We start from the raw sequence: 22,388 nt of genomic DNA on the forward strand, positions 1-22,388 counted from the left end.
TTTGGAATTACCAATTTTGGATTTTATTTACTGACTACCAGCACTCCCATCATACCGTTCGCGATGGGGTAGTGTGTGGCGGAAGCAAAACCAACTTCATAAGCTAATTCTACCTGCTCTTTGCCCATCGGAAAGCGGTCTAAGCTGGGACTGATGTAAGCGTATTCTTCTTTGACACCCAACTGGGTTGCAATTGGTACAACAACATTATCTAAATACCACTGTTGGAACGATCGCAACTGCGCATTTTCTGGGCGATGGAAATCTAAAATCGCTGCTTTCGCATTAGGTTTGAGAACTCGGTACAATTCTTGAAGACTATGGGGAATATCCTTAACATTTCTTAAACCATAGCCCATTGTTGCCCCAGCAAATTGGTTGCTGTCAAAGGGTAAATCTAGGACATCGGCTTCAACCCAAGTAATAGTTGATTGGTAGGGATACTTTCTTTGGGAACGTTCTTGAGCCATCGCTAGGAGGTTAGCGGAGAAATCTACGCCATACACATGTCCTGTCGCGCCTACACGCCTAGCTAAACCTAAGGTGATATCGCCACTCCCACAGCACAAATCTAGGAAAGTCTCGCCAGGCTGGGGGTTACTCCATTTGATTGCCATTTCTTTCCAAATTCGGTGCTGTCCCAAACTCAACCAATCATTTAATTGGTCATAAACAGGAGCAATACGATCAAAAATAGCGCGAATTTCGTGAGTCATTTAGTCAAAAATCAACAATCAACAGGAGCCAGTGCGTTTATCCGGTTCTGCGACTAGCAAACGCCTATAGACGCATGAAGCGCCGCCTTCCGTAGCGTAGCATTTAGCGTTCCCCTGTGAAATTGGAAATTTTGTATGGGCGGAGTAATTGAAGTATGTAAGTGCAACCCGCCCTGCCTAACTTTTGACTGAATTTAGCTAAAATTTTTGATTATGCGCAATGACTGCTAGTGAGCGCGATCGCTACTAATTGTCCTGATAAATGAATCAGCTTGATTTCATCTTCGCGCAAAGTATGTGGATGTTTCCACTGGAGAGACAACAAACCCATAACTTTGTTGCGGTAACTAATGGGAATAACTAAGTGTGCCTGGACACCAGAATTTTGGTAATGAGCAACACCAGATAAATTTTGATCTTTAAGTACATTTAGGCAGATTTTTACTTGACCGGTCGCGATCGCCTCGCTTACTAATGGATCTTGCGCTAACCAGTTTTCTACAGTACCGCCGTAACCGTAATATCCCTGAGTCGTGCTGAGACTATTACCCTCAACTAGTTGCAGAATACAGGCATCAGATCCAAAACTTTTACTAAAAGCTGTAGCAATTGGCTGGAGAGTTGCTTCTAAACTATTAGCTGCTTGGGTTACCTCTACCAAAACAGTCAGCAGTGCCATTTGGGCATTTGCACAGCGTAGTTCTTCTGTACGTTGCTTGAGTAAATCGTAGGTTTCCGCTGCCCTTTGGACTACAGCTTTCAGTTCTCCCGGATCCCAAGGTTTAGTAATATACTTATAAACTTGCCCAGCATTAATTGCTTCTACCAAATCTTCAATATCTGTAAAGCCAGTCAAGATGATTCTGACTGTATCGGGAAACTGAGGTACTGTCTTGCTGAGAAATTCTGTACCTTTCATTTCTGGCATCCGTTGATCGGAGATGATCACCGCCACCTCACCTTCATCAGCCAACATTTGCAGGGCATTCATGCCGCTATCAGCTTTGAGAACTTGAAAGTCGCGGCGAAAGGTACGATATAACAAATCTAGATTATCTGGTTCGTCATCAACTACCAAGATTTTGAGTTTCTTTGGCCTCTCTAAAGTTTTTAATTGACGACGTTCTGTATTAATTTCCAGACTTGCATTATCCATAAATACCTTAAATGCCTTTTAATATTTACTATCTTGTTATATTCCATACCAAGTTTAGTCGATAATAAATAACCAGCCTTGCGAGAATTTGCGGATGTAGTTTGAGAATAGGAAACAGGGCATGGGGCATGGCTTCGGCTACGCTCAGCCACCAGGGTATTGGGCATTGGGCATTGGGCATTGGGCAACAGTCAAGCATCATCGAGGTTGATCGGTTTTTTCCGATAAAATAAGACTTGCCTATCAGGTATTAATTTTTTACGTATGACTGACTTACCACCCAACTCTCAAAATCCTAACAACGCTGATTTAGATACCACCCAAGAGTTGTTGCGGAAGTTACGGCAAAAGCAAGGTAATTGGGTGGAATGGGGTCAAGCGATCGCCTATTTACAAAAAGCTGGTTATAATCATCAAGAAATTTTTGAAGCCACTGGATTTGAGCCGATTCAACAAAATCAGGTGGTTGTTGGTTCTCAAGTCTACAATTCTTTAGCACAAGGTGGTGCTTCAGAGGCGACGCGATCGCATTATGCTACACGCGGCAGCGATATTTTATATGAGTTACGCTTGCTCACCCACGAAGAACGGGCGGCTGCGGCTGATTTGACTTTCCAGCACAAACTAGATATGGATGAAGCGCGGGAAGTAGCGAAAGCCATTAAAGAGTATTCCCGTTTCCGCACTTTTCCGGAAGGATTTTCTGACCATCCGGGTGATGCTGTAGCTTATCATGCATGGAAACTCGCCAAGCAAAACTCGGATTTACAAGAGCGATCGCGTTTAATTGCCAAAGGTTTACGATTTGCAAACACGCAAACAGCTAGGAAACAAATAGAACAATTACTGACAGATTTTACTGTCGAACCAAAACGTCCAGCGCCCCTCATACCCTTTTATCGACTGGAATCAGAAGAAGAATTACCGAGGATTGTCCCAGTGGCTGGAGAGTTACCATTAACACCAGATGCTTTAAAAGCTGTGCCCTTCGTCAGCGAAATTGAACCATTTCGTATGGTCAAATTTGCAGGCGAGCAAGCTTGGGTACCATTACCAGGTTGGCAAGTGCTTTTAAGTGCTGAAGATCCAGTTGTAATTTTAGCTAATAGCGATCGCTTACCTAACCAAACACAGAATAAATTAGAAAAAGTCTTGGTAATTGTCGATCGCGCTCAACGTCAATGGGATGCTTCTAGCTACTTTATTGTCAATAATTCTGGCGAAATTGATATTCAGTGGTTTGAAACTGCATCAGACATTCCTTTATTAGGCAAAGTAATTATCATCTTGCGTCCTAAGAAAATTCTGGATGAAGAATTTACCAAAGATTCTTGGCAAATTGACGAATAACGATTTTAATTGCGCTGAAACTACGGCAACTGAATATGGTGGAAGTTGCCAGATTAACTACATATCGATTGAGTCATAAAAAGACTTTATAATCACCCCTCTGATAACTCAAAGGGGTGATTTTGTTAGCGATGTAGCGCATTCTGAATTTAGCGGCGATAGCCTAAAAATCAAAAGCAAGAGAAAATTTGCATTTATCGACTTAAAACTTAGTAAGTAGGATAAATTCTCGCTCTAGGATTATTTATTGTTTTAATTCAGCAGATTGAATTTTTCGAGATGTGTGTGATTAGAAAAATAAATCCGGGAACACTGAACCTAGAAGCTTAATTTTTTATAAAAATTATGAGAATAAAAGATGATGAAATCTCAAGCCAATTAGAGCTTGAAGATTGTCAAACACACTTAAAGCTGACAGTTCAGTACCAAAAAATCCTGGGGAGAATTTTAGCAAAGATTCGGGCATCTATAAGTCTTGAATCCCTGTGTTCAACTACTTGTCAAGATATTTGTCGGCAATTGAAAATTGAGCGAGTAGGAGTTTACAGGTTTAACGCAGACTGGAGTGGTACTTTCATCAATCGTTTTGGTTTTGCAGAATCTCCCTGGGATACGCTAACAGCTTTTGGACAAGATTTAGTTTGGCAAGACTCTCATTTACAAGAAACCCAAGGGGGAAGGTATCGTAAAAATGAGCCATTTGCTGTGGCTGATATTTACCAAGCTGGACATGCGCGGTGTCATATTGAAGTATTAGAACAATTTCAGATTCGGGCCTATGCGATCGCCCCGATTTTTGTTGGTGCAAAATTATGGGGTTTACTAGCAGCTTATCAACATTCTGCGCCACACCATTGGTATGGGCATGAAGTCGAATTTATTGCCCAAGCAGCTAGTCATTTAGGCATAGCATTACAACAAACAGAAATTTTAGAACAAAGCAAGCAACAAACTGCCCAACTGCAAGATGCAATTGCTCGACAACGCGCTTTAACAGAAGTAGTGGGCAATATTCGCTCCTCTGTAAACACCGAAATTATTCTCGACACAGCTTGTCAAGAACTCTGCAAACTCCTCAAACTAGAGCGAGTAGCGATTTACCGCTTTAATGAAGACTGGAGTGGGGAATTTGTTAGTGAATTTGGGACTATAGAACCGAAGTGGCATAGAATCAACCCATTTGGCAAAAATTTAGTTTGGGAAGATACCTATTTACAAGAAACTAAAGGTGGGCGATATCGTAATAACGAAAGTTTTGCTGTTAACGACATCTACCAAGGCGGACACACTCGCTGTCACATCGATATTCTTGAGCAATTTAAGATTCGGGCTTATGCTTTAGTCCCTATATTTATTGGGCCAAAACTATGGGGATTGTTAGCAGCTTATCAACACTCAGAACCTCGCCAATGGGCAAATTATGAAGTTGAGTTTCTCGGACAAGTAGGGGCACAATTGGGAGTAGCAATTCAGCAGTCCGAGAATTTAACTCAATCTAAACAGCAAGCTTCAGCCCTCAAAGATGCGATCGCCCGCCAACGCGCCCTCACAGAAGTAGTAGGCAAAATTCGCTCCTCCCTAGATATTGATTTAATCCTCAAAACCACTTGCCAAGAAGTGTGTAAATTACTAAAAGTTGAGCGAGTCGGCGTTTATCGCTTTTATCCAGACTGGAGTGGCGAATTTGTCAGTCATTTCGGCATGGTTGAGGCTCAGTGGGACAGTATCAATCCTTTTGGCAAAAATCTCGTTTGGGATGATACCCACCTGCAAGAAACCAAAGGTGGACGCTACCGCAACAACGAAAATTTTGCTGTCAACGATATTTATCAAGCCGGACACTCCCGCTGTCACCTAGAGATTTTAGAGCAGTTTAAAATTAGAGCTTATGCCTTGACACCAATTTTTGTCGGCCGCAACTTGTGGGGATTGCTAGCTGCTTATCAACATTCTGCGCCCCGTCAGTGGGATACGGTGGAAGTGGAATTTTTAGGGCAAGTTGCTAGTCAACTAGGAGTAGCCCTGCAAAGTTCGCAAATGATGACTCAAATCCAAACTCGCGCCGATGAAATGCACAAATCTGCTGAACAGCGGCGAATTCTCTTTGATTTAGTTGTCAAACTGCGGGAATCCCTGGACTTAGAAACCATATTTCAAACCATAGTCCAAGAAGTAAGGCGATCGCTCACCTGCGATCGCGTCGGCATCTTTCGTTTTGACTCTGATGTTGGTTTTTGTAGCGGTGAATTTATTGCTGAAGATGTGCTACCCCAGTTCGATTCTACTCTTGCTGTCAAGGTACAAGACTATTGCTTTGGTGACCAATATGCACCGCAGTATTGCCAAGGGCAAGTACAAGTCATATCTGATGTCAACAGCATCGGTTCCAAAGTGCCTCATTTAGATATAATTGAGCGATTCCAAGTCAAAGCCCAAATTATTGTGCCACTGATGGAAGGTGACGAGTTATGGGGTTTATTGTGTATTCACCAATGCACCCATGCACGTAATTGGGAAGAAGCAGAATTAGAATTTGTCACCCAAGTAGCGGCTCAACTCAGTGTAGCCTTACGTCAAGCCAACTTATTCCAGCAATCAAGTTTATTAGGACAAACTCGTGAAGAAGCCAATCAACTTGCCCAGGCATTAAACGAGCTGCGCACTGCCCAAATGCAAATCATCCATGCGGAAAAAATGGCTAGTTTGGGACAATTAGTGGCTGGGGTAGCTCATGAAATTAATAATCCGATTAATTTCATTCACGGTAACTTGGAACACGCCCATCAATACACTCAAGATTTGCTCAAATGTGTAGAGCTTTATCAGCATCATCACCCTTATGCCGCAACAGAAGTACAAGAATTTTGGAAAAAAGCCGAGATCGAGTTTTTATTTGACGACTTACCGAAATTATTTCAATCTATGCAGGTTGGGACTGAGCGCATCCGTAATATTGTCACCTCTTTACGGAATTTTTCGCGCTTAGATGAAGCCGATTTTAAACAAGCAAATATTCATGAAGGTATCGACAGTACATTAATGATTTTGCAACATCGCTTGAAGCCCTCAAGTGATAGTCAAACTATTCATGTGAGTAGAGAATATGATTCCTTACCCCTGATTGAATGCTATCCTGGTCAATTGAATCAGGTATTTATGAATTTACTTTCCAATGCCATTGATGCTTTGGAAGACAGAAACGCCCGGCTATCTCCGGAAGTAGTCGCTGTCAAACCCAGCGCCATCCGCATTTCTACCTCTTTACTCAATAAAGATTGGATATCTATTCGGATTATTGACAACGGACTTGGCATTGATGAAAAAGTACTATCTCGGCTATTCGATCCATTTTTTACCACCAAAGTTGTTGGCAAAGGAACAGGATTAGGACTTTCGATTAGCTATCAAATTGTGACTGATAAACATCATGGCAAAATCTACTGCCAATCTGAACTCGGTCAAGGTACAGAATTTGTAGTTGAACTGCCGATTCGTCAAGAAATAGCTAAAAAATCAGTAGTTAAATGATGAAAAACTCCACCACCTTGCGATGCACTGAGCTTGTCGAAGTGTGGGTGGAGTTTCTCGCCGCTTTCAATAAATTCCGCCACCATTGTGAATTTTGTCTAGGTGATAAATAAACATTAATTATTTGCGATCGCCCTCTCTTTTTTTCAAGGCGATCGCTTTTTTCTTGTTTGGAGTTTCTAAGGATAAGTATAGCCATTAATCTGAACCCCACCATAAGGCCCTGGTGTTGGGCGCGGTAGAGAAATGCGAGATTGTGGTAGTTGAGTAGGTTGCTGCACGCCATAGTTACCATACACTGTGGGCGTTGACGAGTTGACAACAGCAGGTATTGAAGTTGGTGCAGAATATGGTGAAATATTACTGACACCTGAGGTGACTGGTTGTGTCACTGGTTTTGCTGCTATTCCATTGGGTAATGGCTGACTGTTATTGAAGTTAGGGTAAGCATTTTGAGTCAGGTTTGTGGCTGTTGGTTGAGGATAATTTATTCCCGTATTTAAGTTATTATTAGGTGCTAAATTTTGAGTAGGTACGCTATTAGTTGATGGTATTTTTATGCCATTGTCTGAGGGCGTAACCATAATATTTATCGGGTTAAAAGAGTTTTGGTTGATTGATGTGATTCCATTATCATAACTAGACCCCATAATATTTTTCGGGCTAGAAACTGGACTATTAAAATCAGGATTATTTTGCTTCGGGGCTTGATTAATAGCAGCTTCTAATGGGCTAATATTTACAGAATTTTTAGCTTTGTTAGCTGGATTTGAGTTAACTGGTGTTGTTGCATTTTCTATTCCTTCTGAGGAATTAGGTGAAGATTTTGCACCAAACAATGAACTATGACTATAACCAGAACGCAATAAATTATCTGCTTGGACTAAAAATGGGTTGTTATTTTGGAAAGTTGATGTACTGTTAAATATTCCGAGACTAGGATTGGATTTAGTTACGTTGGTAGCAGATGATTTTTGACTAATGACATCATCAAATAAACTTTGGTTCTTCTTGTCGTTTAAATTTTCTTTAGGAATACTTAAGACTGCGGGTAGATTTGCTTGTTCTAAGTCTTGAGTTAGGGCTGGTAAATTATCAATATCTGCGATCGCCGCTCGGTCTTCAGTAGAAAGTGAGGAATCAACTACCTTGGGGGAATTAGCTTGTTGATTTTGATTTTGAGTAAACACATCTGGATCTAAGAGATATTCCCAGGTAATTAGCCCAAAAATAGATAAACAAATTGCTGTTAACCAAAAGCTAGGCCGCCCTAGATTCAATAGTCGAGCTTTCAGGTAACGTAAGTAAGCAGGGGGATAATGATGATTTGACATGGGTTTGTTTAGAGGAATTTACTGAGATGCGATCAGAGTTTAAGTAATTTCCGAAGACAGAGATAACTAAAATTTTTGTTTTGAGAAAAATTTCAAATAAATTTTACGGTTGATTTCATCCTAACTGTTCAATCTTCATGAGTCATTAGTGATGGAAAATTATTCGTGAAAACTTTACTTTTTACTGATTGACTTTATTAAACAAGGTTTTCCTGTGGGAATGAGATAGTTGTTTTTGTGCGATGGTTATTTTAGATATCATCGGGAATTGAAAGCTGGTCTAAGTTTATGGTTGTAGCTCTTTTCTAGTTACTCAAATGTGCGTTGCTTTCTTAGATATGACGATAAAGGCATTACCAGCCTTGTTCTCGCATCGCATAGTCCTATTTACCAGGAGACTCCAGCAATGATGAAAGCCGAAGATATCATGACCAAAAGCGTAGTGACTATCCGTGGTTCAGCAACTGTTGCTGAAGCCGTGGAACTAATGAAGGAAAAAGGATTGCGTGCTTTGGTTGTAGATCGTCGTCACGAGCATGATGCTTATGGCATAGTTACTGAAACAGATATTGTGTATAAGGTCACAGCCTATGGTAAAGACCCCAAGGGAATACGGATTTACGAAATTATGAGCAAGCCCTGCATTGTTGTCAATCCTGAGTTGGGTGTGGAATATGTAGCGCGGTTATTTGCTAATACTGGTATTCGTAGGGCACCTGTGATTAAAGGTAAGCTGTTAGGGATTATTTCTATTACCGATATTTTGACAAAAAGTGATTTTGTCGAAGCGCCAAAAGGCTTGGTGCTAGAACAGAGAATTCAACAAGCGATCGCCCAAGCTCGTGCTATTTGTACCAAACAAGGAGCCTACTCTAAAGCCTGTGCCGCCGCTTGGGATGAAGTTGAAGAACTCCAAGCAGAAGCAGCCCATCAAAAAGCTGAAGGTATGGAATCAGCCAAGCTCTCTTTTCAAGAATACTGTAAAGACAACCCAGCAGCCCCGGAATGTCGGCAGTATAGTTAGCCAAGGGGCTAGAGGCTAGGGGCTAGGGAAGGGGGACAAGGAATTTTAGATTTTAGATTTGCGATTTTGGATTTCAATCTAAAATCTAAAATCCAAAATCCAAAATTGTTTCTCTGCCCAATGCCCAATGCCCCATACCCAATGCCCCATGCCCCATGCCCTTTACCTTTGAGCAACTCTGATCAATAAAAATAGCCCTGTTCCCAAACCAATAAAGTTAGGTAGCCAAGCACCCATAAAAGGAGAGAGGATATTTGCTTGGGCTAAGGCTCCAGTAATAAAGCTGAGGAAGTAATAAGAGAAAATGACAATGACGCTAATACCAAAACTTGTACCGCGTCCAGTGCGCTGGGGTACGGTTCCCATTGCTGCGCCGACTAAGCCAAAGACTACACAGACAAAGGGTAAGGCAATTTTTTGTTGAATTCTGACTTCGAGTTTGCGAATTTTTTGGCGATCGCCACCTAAGCGTTCTACAGCTAGTTGTTCTAAGGCTTCGGAAATGTTCATTTCGCCGTAGTCGCGGCTTTTTTCTGCCAAACTTAATGCTGTGCGCGGAAGGCGTAGTTGTTGTTTGTCAAATCGGAGAATGTTGCGATAAGAGCGATCGGGAGATACTAAATAGATAGTGCCGTTATAAAAATCCCAAACATTTTGTGATGCGTTCCATTCCCCTGATTCGGCAACAACAATTTGATTGAGATTTTCTTCGGAGCGATCGATAATTGTCAAACCTGTCATACGCTTACCATCGAATTGGTCAGCGTAAAACAAGCGTGTTAATATTCTATTCGTCGTTCCATCTTTACCCTTGACATCTCGATATTCGGGATAGAAAATATTCTGCTGTTTTAAAATTGGCTTGTCAGATTTTAGGGCGTTATTCAAAGTTGTATTTGCTTGATAGCTGGCTGCTGGTGCTATATGTTCGTTAAATACAAATGTCAGCCCGGTAACAACTAGACTTAACATCACAGCAGTCATCACCATGCGATAAACACTTACCCCACAGCCCCGCAGGGCGATAAGTTCACTTTCGCTAGAAAGACGACTATAAGTCATCAAAGTAGCTAACAAAGTGGACATAGGGAAGGCTAAAACAATAAACGTTGGCAGTTTTAAAATAAAAACTTGCAGAGCGATATCTATGGGTAGCCCAGATTCTACGATTTTTCTGACTAAGTCAAATACGGCATCAATTGTGACGCCAATTGATGAAAAAGCTCCCACCCCAAATAAAAATGGTGGTAGCAATTCGCTGGTGAGGTAGCGATCCATGATCGTAAAAGGCATCAGCGAATTGATGGTGTAATAAGATGTGAGCTTTTTGGAAATCATACGCCAATTGATTAATTAAATATTTAGAACCCAGACACAGCCAAAGATTTATAATAAATACAAAGCGCGAAAACCAAATCCCAGGCGCTGAAAAAAATGAACTCTCTGGATTAAAACTTAAGAATAAAGACTCAACAATCTCCTGGTTTTAGACTTGGAAATTATCGCCTAAATAATATTGGCGCACGAGCGGGTTATTATAAAGTTCATTAGCATTACCAAAAGCGAGAATTTGCCCCTCGCGCATGATATAGGCGCGATCGGTAATAGCCAAAGTTTCGCGGACATTGTGATCTGTTATTAAGATACCCATACCGCGATCGCGAAGTCGCGCTACAATCTGTTGAATCTCGGAAACCGCTATGGGATCGACTCCAGCAAATGGTTCATCCAAAAGCAAAAATTTTGGCCCTTCTCTACCAGCAGCTAAAGCCCTGGCTAATTCTGTGCGGCGACGTTCACCACCAGAAAGTTGAATTCCTTTACTGTTAGCTACTTTTTCCAAACGAAACTCTCGCAGTAAATTGTTGATCCGCCCTGACCATTCCCAGTGTGGTACATTGGTTTGCTCTAGTACTAAGAGTATGTTATCGCGTACCGAAAGCTGGCGAAAAACGCTTGCTTCCTGCGCCAGATAGCCAATACCTAACCTTGCCCGCTTGTGCATTGGCATTGAGGTAATATCGAGATTATCTAACCAAACTTTTCCCTGATTGGGTTTTTCTAACCCTGTAGCAATATAAAAGGTTGTTGTTTTACCTGCGCCATTCGGCCCTAATAAACCAACAACTTCTCCTTGGGCAACAGAAAGGTTAACACGATTGACAATCTGTCGCTTACCGTAGGATTTATGGATATTCTCCAAATTAATTTTCACTTTTTCAGATGCCCTTTCTCCGGAAAAACTAATTAGAACCTTTGAGATCTGGTGTCTTCGGCGCAGGTTTTGCAGATTGTCCGCCCATTTCGGAGTCCTGTACCATGTAAATAGACTCTACCTGACGGTTAGATTGGGGCAAAGCCACAAATCTTCCTTCATCTATCAGATAAGTCACTCTCTCAGCGCGGATACTATTGCCACCCTGTTGCAAAATATAGACATTGCCACTAAAGTCAATCCGGCGTTCCTTGCTAAAATATTGTGCTTGTGTTGCTGTGGCTTGTATTTGCCTTGCAGGATATAACATTTGCACGTTCCCGCGAGCTGTTACTACTTGGCTTTTAGCATCATATTCTTGAACATCAGAGCGAATTGTTAAAGGGCGATTTCCCTCAGATGTTTGTGCAGTCACGGTTTGCATTTGGGGAGGAATCACCATTGCACCCAAGAGTGTAGCGGGTAAAACTAAGTTTAAAGCCAAGCGACGGATTTGTGCTCTGGGCAATTGATAGGAGGGCATCATAACAATTTACAATTTAAAATTTCAGCTTGTATTTTAATTATCTCAACAACTTCATCCAAAGGTAAAAAATCCCATCGGGACTAATTTCAGATAAATGCTAACGCTATAGACGCTTAGCCCAAGCTTAAGGTTTCGTGTCAATTCACGCTTAGCACTAGATTTGGTGACAATAAAAGCAAGCTTTGTACTGAATAGGAAACTACCCTGCATAATTACATCCAGTCACATAGCCTTGTAATGTAATATTTTACTCTAAAATTATCTAAGTATTTATTATTTTTACTAAACACTAGTATAAATACGTAATATGTAGTGCGAGAATGCGATCGCCTCCCTTCCACCTATATCAGTCCACTATGCGATCGCCAATAACTAACAATCACCAATAATCACCAACAATCACCCTAATTTCCCACACATCATTGTTTTGTGCCGCTTTCTACTGTATCAAACTGAGATTAAATTTAGCCGCATCAGCAGAATTTACGTGATCGCGCGATAGTCACACTTCAACTTCATTTGTCATCATGTAGTGAATAAATATTCAAGTAACTTGAATTACATATTAAGCTTAGCCAACTCATGCTTTAATCCATCAGTACATTTGCGGGATGAAGGATGAAATTACTCAGTCATAGACTAAGTTCGGCAGATTTAATGGGTAATTTAGCTTACATAAATAATTGGTGATTTGATGATGATTTTACTTTGTAATTGGCTCCGCGATCCAGTGCTAAAAATTTCTCAGGTATAGTGCAATTAATTTTGAATTGAAAGCGACCAATAAGGTAATTGGCGTAGATATTTTATTTTTTTTGGATGTTTTGATTTATGTACCCATTGATGTGCATGAATCAAAACAACTGAAACTTGGCGTGCATACCGCATTTATCAATATAATTGGCTGATTTTTTAAATTTTTCGGTTTTTTTATCCCGAACGTCTTACACCAAAACAATTTTTCAATTAATAACTAATGCTTGAGTTTCCTATCTGGAAACCAATTTGACTATGTTTAACAATACACAAATACACATTGATTCTCCTATGGGAGAGTTAAATCATGCTGGGAATTTTTTAGATAACTATGATCTAAATTCTTTACCAGCAGATTCCCAAATATCTACATCACAGCAACTTTTGGCATTAGCTGGTGAAACTCTTATCCAAGCATGGCAACATCAAATTAATCCAGACAAAGCATTAGTTTATGCGGCTGGCAGTATTTTTAAAAGTAACTTTACGGCTAATGCTGAAATTGCTTTTGGAGAATCTTTTGATATTCATAAAGCACAAGCATTAGGTGCGGACATTTTAGGTGGAAATTATGGTGTATTACCAGAGCTAAAATTCCTCTCTCGTGAAGAAATGAATGGTGCATTAGGTGCCTATAGTCAAAGTACAAATACCATTTATATTAATAGAGATTTTCTCATCCAAAATCTAGATAATCCAATCGCTATTGGTAAAGTTTTGGTTGAAGAAGAAACACACTTTATCGATGCTTATGTTAGTCATATTGACTCGCCTGGTGATGAAGGCGAAATATTAACAGAATTGATTTTTGGTAATCCACTGACTGTAGAACGGATGAATCAGCTTCGTGCTGAAGATGATACCACTACCATTTTTTTTGATGGTCAATCCCTTAAAGTTGAACAACGAGTCAATAAAGATGACTTCAACGGTGATGAGATCTCAGATATTTTATTCCGCAATGGGACGAGTATTGATACCTGGTTAGTTAATGGTAATGCTCAAGTGACAGCCGCAATTAGGATGGGAAATGCTGCTGTTGATTGGCAAATTCAAGGTGTAGCTGATTTCAACGGTGATGGGATATCAGATATTTTATTTCGGAACGGGACAAGTATCGATGTCTGGTTAGTTAACGGTAATGCTCAGGTGACAGCAGCAATCAGGATGGGAAATGTTCCTGTTGATTGGCAAATTCAAGGTGTAGCTGATTTTAACGGTAATGATGTCCCAGATATTTTGTTCCGCAATGGGACGAATATCAATGTCTGCTTAGTCAATAGTGATGTTCAACTGACAACAGCAATCAGGATGGGAAATGTTGCTGTTGATTGGCAAATTCAAGGTATTGCTGATTTTAACGGTAATGGCGTATCAGATATTTTGTTCCGCAATGGGACGAATATCGATGTCTGCTTAGTCAATAGCGATTTTCAACTGACAGCACCAATCAGGATGGGAAATGCTGCTGTTGATTGGCAAATTCAAGGTATTGCTGATTTTAACGGTAATGGCGTATCAGATATTTTGTTCCGCAATGGGACGAATATCGATGTCTGCTTAGTCAATAGCGATTTTCAACTGACAGCACCAATCAGGATGGGAAATGCTGCTGTTGATTGGCAAATTCAAGGTATTGCTGATTTTAACGGTAATGGCGTATCAGATATTTTGTTCCGCAATGGGACGAATATCGATGTCTGCTTAGTCAATAGCGATGTTCAACTGACAGCACCAATCAGGATGGGAAATGCTGCTGTTGATTGGCAAATTCAAGGTGTAGTTGATTTCAACGGTAATGCTGTATCAAATATTTTGTTCCGCAATGGGACGAATATCGATGTCTACTTAGTGAATAGTGATGTTCAAGTTACAGCAGTAAAGAGGGTGGGAAATGCTGCTGTTGATTGGCAAATTCAAGGTGTAGCCGATTTCAACGGTAATGGCTTATCAGATATTCTGTTCCGCAATGATACTAATATCGATGTTTGGTTAGTTAATGGTAATGCTCAACTAACAGCAGCAATTAGGATGGGAAATGTTCCTGTTGATTGGCAAATTCAAGGTGTAGCTGATTTTAACGGTAATGGCGTATCAGATATTTTGTTCCGCAATGGGACGAATATCGATGTCTACTTAGTCAATAGCTATGTTCAACTGACAGCACCAATCAGGATGGGAAATGCTCCTGTTGATTGGCAAATTCAAGGTGTAGCTGATTTTAATGGCGATGGGATATCAGATATTTTGTTCCGTCATGGGACTAATCTCGATGTTTGGTTAGTTAATGGTAATGCTCAAGTTGCAGCAGTAAAGAGGGTGGGAAATGCTGCTATTGATTGGCAAATTCAAGGTGTAGCTGATTTCAACGGTGATGGGATATCAGATATTGTGTTCCGCAATGATACTAATATCGATGTCTGGTTAGTTAATGGTAATACTCAAGTTACTGCTGTAAAGAGGGTGAGAAATGCTGCTGTTGATTGGCAAATTCAAGGTGTAGCTGATTTCAACGGCGATGGGATCTCAGATATTTTGTTGCGTAATGATACTAACTTAGATGTCTGGTTAGTTAATGATAATGTTCAAGCGACAGCACCAGTGAGCGCCGGAAATGCGCCTGTTGATTGGCAAATTCAACTAAGTCCCGTGAGTCTGACAGCACCTCTAGGTTTGATGACTACTTCTCAGAAGCTAACAACATTGATTAATGGACAGTTGAATGGTCTATCTTTTGATATGGATGGCTATTATGGCGCTCAATGTTGGGATTTAGTTGCTTACGCAACTGGTAACACTACGTCAACCTATAATTGGAAACGAGGCGCTAATGTGATGGAAAATGGCAATGTGGCTGTGGGTACCGCCATTGCAACTTTCCTCGGCCCAAATAATACTTATGACACCCCTCCAGATTATAGTCGCCAGCACACTGCAATCTTTGCGGGCTATGGAGTTGAGTATGGAGTATCTGGTTTCTATGTATGGGATCAGAATTGGAATTGGAAGCAATATGTCCAGAAACACTTTATTCGCACTAATAGCTCAGGAACTAACGATGCAGATAATTATTATATTGTTCAAGTTTAAAAATATATAGCTATGTATTGAAGTTAAGCGATCGCTTGGGGAATTGGGTATCATTGGTAGCTTCTTCCCCATGCCAAAAATAAAGATATCTGTTTAGATTACGAAATTTATGTTTAGGATTGTGAATCTTATATGATAGCAATCCTATTTGCCTTTGCTCCTGGGTCAATAGTCGTTTTTTCTGAGTATTTACTGATAGTATGTGCTTGGAGAGACTACTTATTTAGTTATTTACGTAGATATGCTAACGATCGGTAATTATCCGGACTTGCGATCGCAAATCATGTGGGAAGGTTATATCTATGGCATAAAAGTTTATTCTTTAAGTCAGCAAAGCAATTTTCCAGCAAGGTGGAAATGTGAGGGCGGAATATGTTCTATTTAATCTATGCTCCCAACACTAATCAAGAAAAAGCTCATCAGTTGATGTTTGGAGTCAACACGATCGGACGTTCTACCGATAATACGCTCGCGATCGCAGATGAGAGCCTATCCCGTTACCACGCCGAGATTACAGTCACCAATGAGCGAATCGTCATTAAGGATCTGCAAAGTCTTAACCACACTTTCGTGAATAAGGTAAAAATCGATCAGTGCGAACTAAAAAATGGAGACTTGATTAATTGTGGAAATGTAGAGTTAAAGTTTGTTCAGAAAGTCAATAACACGCCCCAAACTACTAAGAATCCTAATTTACTGCCAGAACCGTTAGGTGAAGAAGATTATGAAGTAACTCCTATCTCAGAAACCATTATCAAGCAATTCTCTACTGAACCAAGTAGCTTTAAAATTCAGGACTTACTAGATAATCCAGGCAGAAGTGATTCACTGCTGAGATTACCACAAAGGGCTAGTAATCAACGAACAGTAGACAAGTTAAAAATTCTTTTAGAGGTAAGTAAACAGCTTTCATCTCCTGAAGAACCCGATCGATTGTTAGCAAAAATTCTCGATCTATTATTCGAGATTATGAATGTAGACCGAGCAGTTATCTTAATGGTAAATGAAACTACCAAAAAACTTGATGCCCGCGCCGTTAAATTAGGTGTAGGAATTCCTCAGGATAATCAATTTTATAGTAAAAATATTACCAATTATGTTTATAAAAATGGCCAAGCAATTTTAACTACTGATGCTTGCTTGGATAATCGGTTTCATGATTCGGAATCTATATTTGTCCAAACTATTCGGGCTTCAATTTGTATTCCTCTCAAACCCAGAGAAGAGGTGATTGGAGTATTGTACGTCGATAATTTGTCCATGTGTGATGTTTATTCGGATGAAGATGTAGAGTTTGTCACTGCTTTAGCGAACCAAGCGGCGATCGCTATTGACAACGCTAATCTCTACAATAAAATGCAAGCCGAAGCAGTAATACGGAATAAATTAGAGCGTTTCTTTCCCGAAGCTGTGAGAAAAAAGCTCAGAGAAGAAGGAAACCTGGGTATTGTCGATACAGAAGTCACAGCTTTATTTGCTGATATTAGTAATTTTACAAAAATGTCTTCTACTATGCAACCGCGTCAAGTGATTGCAATGCTTAATGAGTACTTTGAAGTGATGGTGGAGGAGATTGTTTTTCGCTATGAAGGTACTTTAGAAAAGTATATTGGCGATGCTTTATTTGCAATTTGGGGTGCGCCTTATCGCAAGCTAGACGATCCAGAAAGAGCCATACAAGCAGCTATTGATATGCAGTGGGCTGTGCTGCGACTCAATCAAAAGTGGGTGCAGCAAGGTAAACAACCGATTCAAATTCATATTGGATTGAATACAGGAAAGGTTGCTGCTGGTAATATTGGTTCAGAAAAATTAATTCAATACGCTACTATTGGGGACACAACAAATGTCACTAGTAGAATCTGTAATGTTGCCCAAGCTGGTGAAATAGTCATATCTCAAACTACATTCGAGCGACTCCGGGCGCTAAATTTACCTTTAGAAAAAATGCCATTAGTACAAGTTAAAGGACAAGATAAGCCTTTACAACTTTATCGGCTAATGTGGAATTTACTGCCATCAAAATTATCTCAAGTAGAAGATTTAGAAAAATCAGTACTTTTATAGAAAAATCTATCGTCAGTTTCCCAAACTAAATGCTAAAGATTGTAAGCATAAATGTAGTTATATCGTCTGCGGTAGTGGCTTTAAATAGTAATTGGGGTAATTTTGAAACAAAATTTAATTTGCAAAAACAACAGTCACTACCAGTTTCCCAAATTCAATTACTACAAAAATCTATGATGCCGAAAGCTGCTTTAGAAAGATTATTAACTACTGAACCAGTACAAGCTGATTGGTTTAGTTCTGAGTTTTTAGCTCATGTGCCTATCTCTCAGATTGAGCAAATTATCTCTAGTTTAAAACAAGGATTAGGCGATTATCAAAAAGTAGAAGAACAAGGTAAAAATTACAGAGTTGTGTTTGCGCGTGGTTATGTACCGACGCAAATCTCTCTCGATAGCAATGGTAAAATTGCCATGCTATTTTTTCAACCGCCCGTAGCTAAATCCCAAGATTTAAAAGCAGCGATCGCCGAATTGAAAACTTTACCGGGTAAGGTGAGTTTTCTGGTTCTGGAAGGGAGAACAGAACGAGCTGCGTTAAATGCTGATACCCCTTTGGCTGTGGGTTCGGCGTTTAAGTTGGCAGTTCTGCAAACGCTGAAATCACAAATTGCTGCCAAAGAGCGATCGTGGGGGGATGTTGTAGAGTTAAAATCAGAATGGAAAACTCTACCTTCTGGGATTTTACAAACCTGGCCGGATGGTTCGCTGTTAACTTTGCAGACATTATCAGCTTTGATGATTTCTCAAAGTGATAACACCGCCACGGATGCTTTAATTAATATTATTGGACGACCGATAATAGAAAAGATTACACCCCGCAACGTTCCCTTCTTAACTACCCGTGAATTGTTTATCCTCAAAAGTGCGAAGAACCAAGAGTTACTAAAACGCTATCGTAATAGTAATTTAGAACAAAAACGCGAAATTTTACAATCCCTGAATCAACAGTCCTTACCTGATGTCAGTGAATTTACTGGAAACCCAGTAGCTTTAGATATTGAGTGGTTTTTTACGGCGCGAGAACTTTGTAGTTTGATAGAGCAAGTTGCTGATTTACCGTTAATGAGTATCAATCCTGGGGTAGCGAATGCGGGAGATTGGGAACGAGTGGCTTTTAAAGGTGGTTCGGAATCAGGGGTGCTAAATTTGACAACTTGGCTCAAAGCGAAGAATGGCAAACAATATTGTGTTGTGGGAACCTGGAATCATGACGCACCTTTAGAACAATCTCGGTTTATGACAATATATAGTAGTGCGATCGCGGGTTTAAAAAACTAACTGCTAAGGATTATATTCAAATTCACTGGTGGAACGAACGCCAATCCAATCACCGGGTGGGGTTTTTCCGACTTCGTAGGTGTAACCCATATCCCAAAAACTGATATTGTAGAGAGTGCGATGTTTTAAACACTGGTTCATAAATTGGCTGAGTTTGCGGCTATTGTAGGCATCACTAGCATACTCAACTGTTGGCTTTTCTATTACTACCATTGCTGCGGCTTGCAATGCAAGTTCAATGGCAGATATTTTAGTTTTAGCGTATGCACCTACAAGGTGATGTTCATAAGTATAGTTATATCCGCCGTGATAGTAGCCGTAAATGGTAATTGGCGTGAGATGATCGAGAAATGATTGAATTTCGGTTATTAAACTTTCATCGGCTAAAGTTACTGATTTTTCACGGAAAATTTTCGTTGTGGGTGGGTTTGTTTTACGGCGATTATAGCTGACTTGATCGGGAACAGTAGGCGCAAGACATAACCAGTTATTATTTTTAGTTTCAGCTACTAATATTGATACAGAAAAATCAGGGTGTCTCCATTCAAAACTTTGATGGGTTGATTTGGGGATAGATAAACTATAAGCTTGCAAATTTTGACAATTTTTAGTCAGGATATGCTGAATTTTTTGATAATATTCTTGGCGTTCAGCAGCAATAGTTTCATTCCAGTTATTGTTTTTGCGTTCGGAACGAGTAGGAGCATACTCACCATATTCTTTTTGATTTGTAGGCGTTCCCCATTCCTCAATATTTTGCCAATGTTCAAAAGCTAGTTCTATGTCTGTTAGGCTGACAAATCTTTGAGAAATCATCAAATTCCATAGGTTAAATTCTCCTTGGTAGATAGTTTCCCAAATAAAAGCATTAGAACAGAGGATTTCTAATGTACCGAGCAATTTTTCTGTTTCAGCGTTCATAGTGATTTGGCGTAATTGTAATATTCAAAACTATGGATTATACACAAATTCGCTTTCTATGTATAAACCAGCCCAATCGCCTCCTGAAGTTTCGCCAATAATATAGATATTCTCCTGAGTCCAAAAGCTAAATCTGTACATCATTACTTCTGCAAAAGTATGATGCAAAAATTTGTTTAATTTATCGTATTTTGCATATTTTGCCTCTAAATTGTTAGCCCACCTTGGCAAGTATTCTTTCTCAGAAAAAAACTTATGAAATATGCCAATTTCTAACATTTCCGAAGCTTGTAGAGCCTGTGCCATTGCTGCTTCTTTTGTCTCAGCCGCACCATAGACGATTTGATAATCGTAATTATAGTAATATCCACCACCAATATCTCCTGCTAAATGAATGGTTCCTAGTTCTGATGTGATGGCTTGAAGTTGTGAGACTATATTGAGTGTATTATCTCCTAATGCTTGAGGAGAGATATGATGAATCATGGGAGAACGAGAAAGTTCTTCTTGTGGAATTTTAGTTTCTTTGTAAAGGGTATGAAAAACAGCAATCCAGTTTCCATCTGTAGTTTTACCAACAATCAAACCAACTAAATTATTCTCTGGGAAGTACGAGGAAGTCTTAACATTAAAAGATTGTAAGTCTTGTAAATTCTGAATTAGTAATTGAGATAATATTTCTATTTTATTAGCCCAGGCAGTTTTCTCAATTGAATTTAAAGAAAAACTATTAAAATTACTTGCATAATCCATTGTCTGCCAATTTTTAATTGTGGCATCAATATCTGTAAGTTTTAACCAGCCTTTCTCAAGGCTGAGATTAAGTATATTAAATTCACCATTTTGGGATAACTCCCAAACAAAAGGAGAAATATCTCCACCAGCTTCATGTCCAGGTAACGTAAAGCCTGATTGAGGCTCGATGATAACTTGTAGTGTTGCTAGAATTTGCTCTGTTTTTGGTTGCATAATTTCAGAGATTAGATGAATAAATTACGCTTTTCATCAATTACAAGTTGAAAAGCTTCTCGAACTTTAGCAAGTGTAAAATCACTGTATGGCATCTGCAACATCCTTAATTATTCACAACTAAACTTTAGCTGCTACACGAACAATGCGATTACTATCTTGCGCAAGTTGTTGGCGTAATTCTGCTGGAGTTGCGGGGTTATCTGCAACTGCGTAGCGTTCTAGCCAAGATTGAGATTGTGCTGCTTGTGTTAATATTTCTGGGGGAGTTAGGGGATGGAGTAAGGTTACTAAGCGAACAAAGGCGTTTTCGGAATTCGCATATTCTGCAAGTATGGTTGTAATGTCGTCGCTGCTGGGGTTGTAAATGCGGCTGATTCCGCGTAAGGTAGTGCTGACACTTTGTTGATTGTTGGGTTGAATCACAAAATCGCGCAGTGTTTGTTTGATAGCCGCAGGGGTATGAGGATGAAGTGCAACAGCACGCCGAATTTCGATTTTTTCATCAACTGCTAGTTGTGTCAGGATTGTGTCTGGTGAATTTGGATTATTAGCAATGACTACGCGAACAAATGCTTCTTCATCTTGTGCTAATTGTTCTAAAATCTGTACAGGTAAATTGCGATGATTCGCAACATTTGCACGGACAACTTGATCTATATCGCTGGCTAATATTTCCAGAATATTCACAGGAGTATTTGAGTTAGCAGCAACTAACTGACGTACTTTAACTTCTGCATGGTTAGCAAGCTGTAGCCAAATTTCTGGTGTAATGTGGGGATGATTGGCGATCGCACTACAAACATTAGGATGAGAATTTTGCGCCAGTCGAGTTAAAAATTCAGCGCTAAGGCTGTGATTGCACGCTAGGTTAGTTAACACAGACTCATTTGACATCGCCATGAGTCGTTCAACAATTGTTGGTGGGAGATTTGCTTGCGCTGCTATTCGCAGATAAACCTGTTGTAGGTTACTTTCCATCAAGAATTCTAACAGGTTGGGGGGAATTTCCCGGCGATCGCAAATTGCATAACAAATTTGTTCGTAGTCTTGATTTTTTGTATCTGTAAACCTTAATAGCAGTCTTTCGAGGAATTGGGGGGGAGTGTCAGCACGACGCGCGATCGCCCACAAAACGGGGCTATAATCATCATTAATTAAGGGTTCTAAGGCAAAAATCGGGGTATTAGGATGAGCCGCTACAGCCGAACGAATCCATGAAGTTTGGTAGTTAGCTAATTTTACCAATATTTCCGCAGGCATTTCGGAATTTCGCGGCTTGAGTAGTTCTTGCAAAGCTTTATCTCGAAATCGGAAGTCCATTTTTAAAGTATTTTCTACAGCTTTTGCTAAAGCTTTAGCAGGTGTTTTCCCATTCCAAGGATTAACAACGCCTTTCTCTACCCCCAAAAATTCTAAAATATCCACAGGTGTATTCGGGTTACGCGCCAATGCT

At 40.0% G+C, this 22,388-nt stretch carries 17 protein-coding genes; 6 read left to right on the top strand and 11 right to left on the bottom strand.

Going from position 1 to position 22,388, the window contains the following annotated elements:
- Window positions 1-23 precede the first annotated feature (23 nt).
- The 3 genes from ubiE to H6G41_RS06100 form a co-directional block, all read right to left on the bottom strand.
- On the bottom strand, window positions 24-716 hold the full coding sequence (ubiE, locus tag H6G41_RS06090) for a bifunctional demethylmenaquinone methyltransferase/2-methoxy-6-polyprenyl-1,4-benzoquinol methylase UbiE (RefSeq protein WP_190744581.1): 693 nt from the start codon (window positions 714-716) through the stop codon (window positions 24-26).
- A gap of 211 nt (window positions 717-927) precedes the next feature.
- Window positions 928-1,872 carry a response regulator gene (locus tag H6G41_RS06095; protein WP_190744583.1) on the bottom strand — a complete coding sequence of 315 codons (945 nt, stop codon included), beginning with the start codon at window positions 1,870-1,872 and terminating at the stop codon, window positions 928-930.
- A 28-nt stretch (window positions 1,873-1,900) separates the two neighbouring features.
- Window positions 1,901-2,053 (bottom strand): hypothetical protein, encoded by a 153-nt coding sequence (locus H6G41_RS06100; RefSeq protein ID WP_190744584.1) that lies wholly within the window; start codon window positions 2,051-2,053, stop codon window positions 1,901-1,903.
- 83 nt (window positions 2,054-2,136) lie between these two features.
- Between H6G41_RS06100 and H6G41_RS06105 the strand changes: the two genes are divergently transcribed.
- Window positions 2,137-3,222 (top strand): RuBisCO accumulation factor 1, encoded by a 1,086-nt coding sequence (locus H6G41_RS06105; protein ID WP_190744586.1) that lies wholly within the window; start codon window positions 2,137-2,139, stop codon window positions 3,220-3,222.
- A 345-nt stretch (window positions 3,223-3,567) separates the two neighbouring features.
- Window positions 3,568-6,750, top strand: a complete 3,183-nt coding sequence (locus tag H6G41_RS06110; protein WP_190744588.1) for a GAF domain-containing protein — start codon at window positions 3,568-3,570, stop codon at window positions 6,748-6,750.
- Here the strand turns inward: H6G41_RS06110 and H6G41_RS06115 are convergent.
- Both H6G41_RS06115 and H6G41_RS06120 read right to left on the bottom strand, forming a co-directional pair.
- Complete coding sequence (locus tag H6G41_RS06115; protein ID WP_190744590.1) at window positions 6,743-6,949, bottom strand: hypothetical protein; 207 nt, start codon at window positions 6,947-6,949, stop codon at window positions 6,743-6,745. The genes H6G41_RS06110 and H6G41_RS06115 overlap by 8 nt on opposite strands.
- Window positions 6,930-8,084, bottom strand: coding sequence for a hypothetical protein (locus H6G41_RS06120; RefSeq protein WP_190744592.1), 1,155 nt, complete (start codon window positions 8,082-8,084; stop codon window positions 6,930-6,932). Before H6G41_RS06120 ends, H6G41_RS06115 begins: the two co-directional genes overlap by 20 nt.
- A gap of 406 nt (window positions 8,085-8,490) precedes the next feature.
- On the opposite strand from H6G41_RS06120, the gene H6G41_RS06125 reads away from it, so the two are divergent.
- On the top strand, window positions 8,491-9,108 hold the full coding sequence (locus tag H6G41_RS06125; protein ID WP_190744594.1) for a CP12 domain-containing protein: 618 nt from the start codon (window positions 8,491-8,493) through the stop codon (window positions 9,106-9,108).
- Window positions 9,109-9,270: 162 nt separating this feature from the next.
- Here the strand turns inward: H6G41_RS06125 and H6G41_RS06130 are convergent, their stop codons facing one another.
- The 3 genes from H6G41_RS06130 to H6G41_RS06140 all read right to left on the bottom strand — a co-directional run bounded on the left by H6G41_RS06130 (window position 9,271) and on the right by H6G41_RS06140 (window position 11,849).
- Window positions 9,271-10,386, bottom strand: a complete 1,116-nt coding sequence (locus H6G41_RS06130) for an LptF/LptG family permease (RefSeq protein ID WP_190744795.1) — start codon at window positions 10,384-10,386, stop codon at window positions 9,271-9,273.
- Window positions 10,387-10,594: 208 nt separating this feature from the next.
- Window positions 10,595-11,323 carry an LPS export ABC transporter ATP-binding protein gene (gene lptB / locus H6G41_RS06135; RefSeq protein ID WP_190744596.1) on the bottom strand — a complete coding sequence of 243 codons (729 nt, stop codon included), beginning with the start codon at window positions 11,321-11,323 and terminating at the stop codon, window positions 10,595-10,597.
- A 28-nt stretch (window positions 11,324-11,351) separates the two neighbouring features.
- The gene (locus tag H6G41_RS06140; RefSeq protein WP_190744598.1) at window positions 11,352-11,849 is read right to left on the bottom strand and encodes an LptA/OstA family protein; all 498 of its coding nucleotides are present in this window, start codon (window positions 11,847-11,849) and stop codon (window positions 11,352-11,354) included.
- 1,011 nt (window positions 11,850-12,860) lie between these two features.
- Between H6G41_RS06140 and H6G41_RS06145 the strand changes: the two genes are divergently transcribed.
- The 3 genes from H6G41_RS06145 to H6G41_RS06155 all read left to right on the top strand — a co-directional run bounded on the left by H6G41_RS06145 (window position 12,861) and on the right by H6G41_RS06155 (window position 19,042).
- Window positions 12,861-15,695, top strand: a complete 2,835-nt coding sequence (locus H6G41_RS06145; RefSeq protein WP_190744600.1) for a BPSL0067 family protein — start codon at window positions 12,861-12,863, stop codon at window positions 15,693-15,695.
- Window positions 15,696-16,067: 372 nt separating this feature from the next.
- Window positions 16,068-17,762, top strand: coding sequence for an adenylate/guanylate cyclase domain-containing protein (locus tag H6G41_RS06150; RefSeq protein WP_190744602.1), 1,695 nt, complete (start codon window positions 16,068-16,070; stop codon window positions 17,760-17,762).
- Window positions 17,763-17,791: 29 nt separating this feature from the next.
- Complete coding sequence (locus H6G41_RS06155; RefSeq protein WP_190744604.1) at window positions 17,792-19,042, top strand: serine hydrolase; 1,251 nt, start codon at window positions 17,792-17,794, stop codon at window positions 19,040-19,042.
- A 3-nt stretch (window positions 19,043-19,045) separates the two neighbouring features.
- Here the strand turns inward: H6G41_RS06155 and H6G41_RS06160 are convergent, their stop codons facing one another.
- The 3 genes from H6G41_RS06160 to H6G41_RS06170 all read right to left on the bottom strand — a co-directional run bounded on the left by H6G41_RS06160 (window position 19,046) and on the right by H6G41_RS06170 (window position 22,384).
- The gene (locus H6G41_RS06160; protein WP_190744606.1) at window positions 19,046-19,963 is read right to left on the bottom strand and encodes a hypothetical protein; all 918 of its coding nucleotides are present in this window, start codon (window positions 19,961-19,963) and stop codon (window positions 19,046-19,048) included.
- A gap of 30 nt (window positions 19,964-19,993) precedes the next feature.
- Window positions 19,994-20,932 (bottom strand): nuclease A inhibitor family protein, encoded by a 939-nt coding sequence (locus tag H6G41_RS06165; RefSeq protein ID WP_190744608.1) that lies wholly within the window; start codon window positions 20,930-20,932, stop codon window positions 19,994-19,996.
- A gap of 120 nt (window positions 20,933-21,052) precedes the next feature.
- The gene (locus H6G41_RS06170; protein ID WP_190744609.1) at window positions 21,053-22,384 is read right to left on the bottom strand and encodes a hypothetical protein; all 1,332 of its coding nucleotides are present in this window, start codon (window positions 22,382-22,384) and stop codon (window positions 21,053-21,055) included.
- Window positions 22,385-22,388 lie beyond the last annotated feature (4 nt).

This window comes from Tolypothrix sp. FACHB-123 (genome assembly GCF_014697075.1).
Lineage (GTDB): Bacteria > Cyanobacteriota > Cyanobacteriia > Cyanobacteriales > Nostocaceae > Aulosira.

What these genes read in the sequence shown, in the direction of transcription:
- ubiE (WP_190744581.1), bottom strand. Translation starts at nt 716, where the DNA reads ATGACTCACGAAATTCGCGCTATTTTTGATCGTATTGCTCCTGTTTAT.
- H6G41_RS06095 (WP_190744583.1), bottom strand. Translation starts at nt 1,872, where the DNA reads ATGGATAATGCAAGTCTGGAAATTAATACAGAACGTCGTCAATTAAAA.
- H6G41_RS06100 (WP_190744584.1), bottom strand. Translation starts at nt 2,053, where the DNA reads ATGCCCAATGCCCAATGCCCAATACCCTGGTGGCTGAGCGTAGCCGAA.
- H6G41_RS06105 (WP_190744586.1), top strand. Translation starts at nt 2,137, where the DNA reads ATGACTGACTTACCACCCAACTCTCAAAATCCTAACAACGCTGATTTA.
- H6G41_RS06110 (WP_190744588.1), top strand. Translation starts at nt 3,568, where the DNA reads ATGAGAATAAAAGATGATGAAATCTCAAGCCAATTAGAGCTTGAAGAT.
- H6G41_RS06115 (WP_190744590.1), bottom strand. Translation starts at nt 6,949, where the DNA reads ATGGCTATACTTATCCTTAGAAACTCCAAACAAGAAAAAAGCGATCGC.
- H6G41_RS06120 (WP_190744592.1), bottom strand. Translation starts at nt 8,084, where the DNA reads ATGTCAAATCATCATTATCCCCCTGCTTACTTACGTTACCTGAAAGCT.
- H6G41_RS06125 (WP_190744594.1), top strand. Translation starts at nt 8,491, where the DNA reads ATGATGAAAGCCGAAGATATCATGACCAAAAGCGTAGTGACTATCCGT.
- H6G41_RS06130 (WP_190744795.1), bottom strand. Translation starts at nt 10,386, where the DNA reads ATGGATCGCTACCTCACCAGCGAATTGCTACCACCATTTTTATTTGGG.
- H6G41_RS06140 (WP_190744598.1), bottom strand. Translation starts at nt 11,849, where the DNA reads ATGATGCCCTCCTATCAATTGCCCAGAGCACAAATCCGTCGCTTGGCT.
- H6G41_RS06145 (WP_190744600.1), top strand. Translation starts at nt 12,861, where the DNA reads ATGTTTAACAATACACAAATACACATTGATTCTCCTATGGGAGAGTTA.
- H6G41_RS06150 (WP_190744602.1), top strand. Translation starts at nt 16,068, where the DNA reads ATGTTCTATTTAATCTATGCTCCCAACACTAATCAAGAAAAAGCTCAT.
- H6G41_RS06155 (WP_190744604.1), top strand. Translation starts at nt 17,792, where the DNA reads ATGCTAAAGATTGTAAGCATAAATGTAGTTATATCGTCTGCGGTAGTG.
- H6G41_RS06160 (WP_190744606.1), bottom strand. Translation starts at nt 19,963, where the DNA reads ATGAACGCTGAAACAGAAAAATTGCTCGGTACATTAGAAATCCTCTGT.
- H6G41_RS06165 (WP_190744608.1), bottom strand. Translation starts at nt 20,932, where the DNA reads ATGCAACCAAAAACAGAGCAAATTCTAGCAACACTACAAGTTATCATC.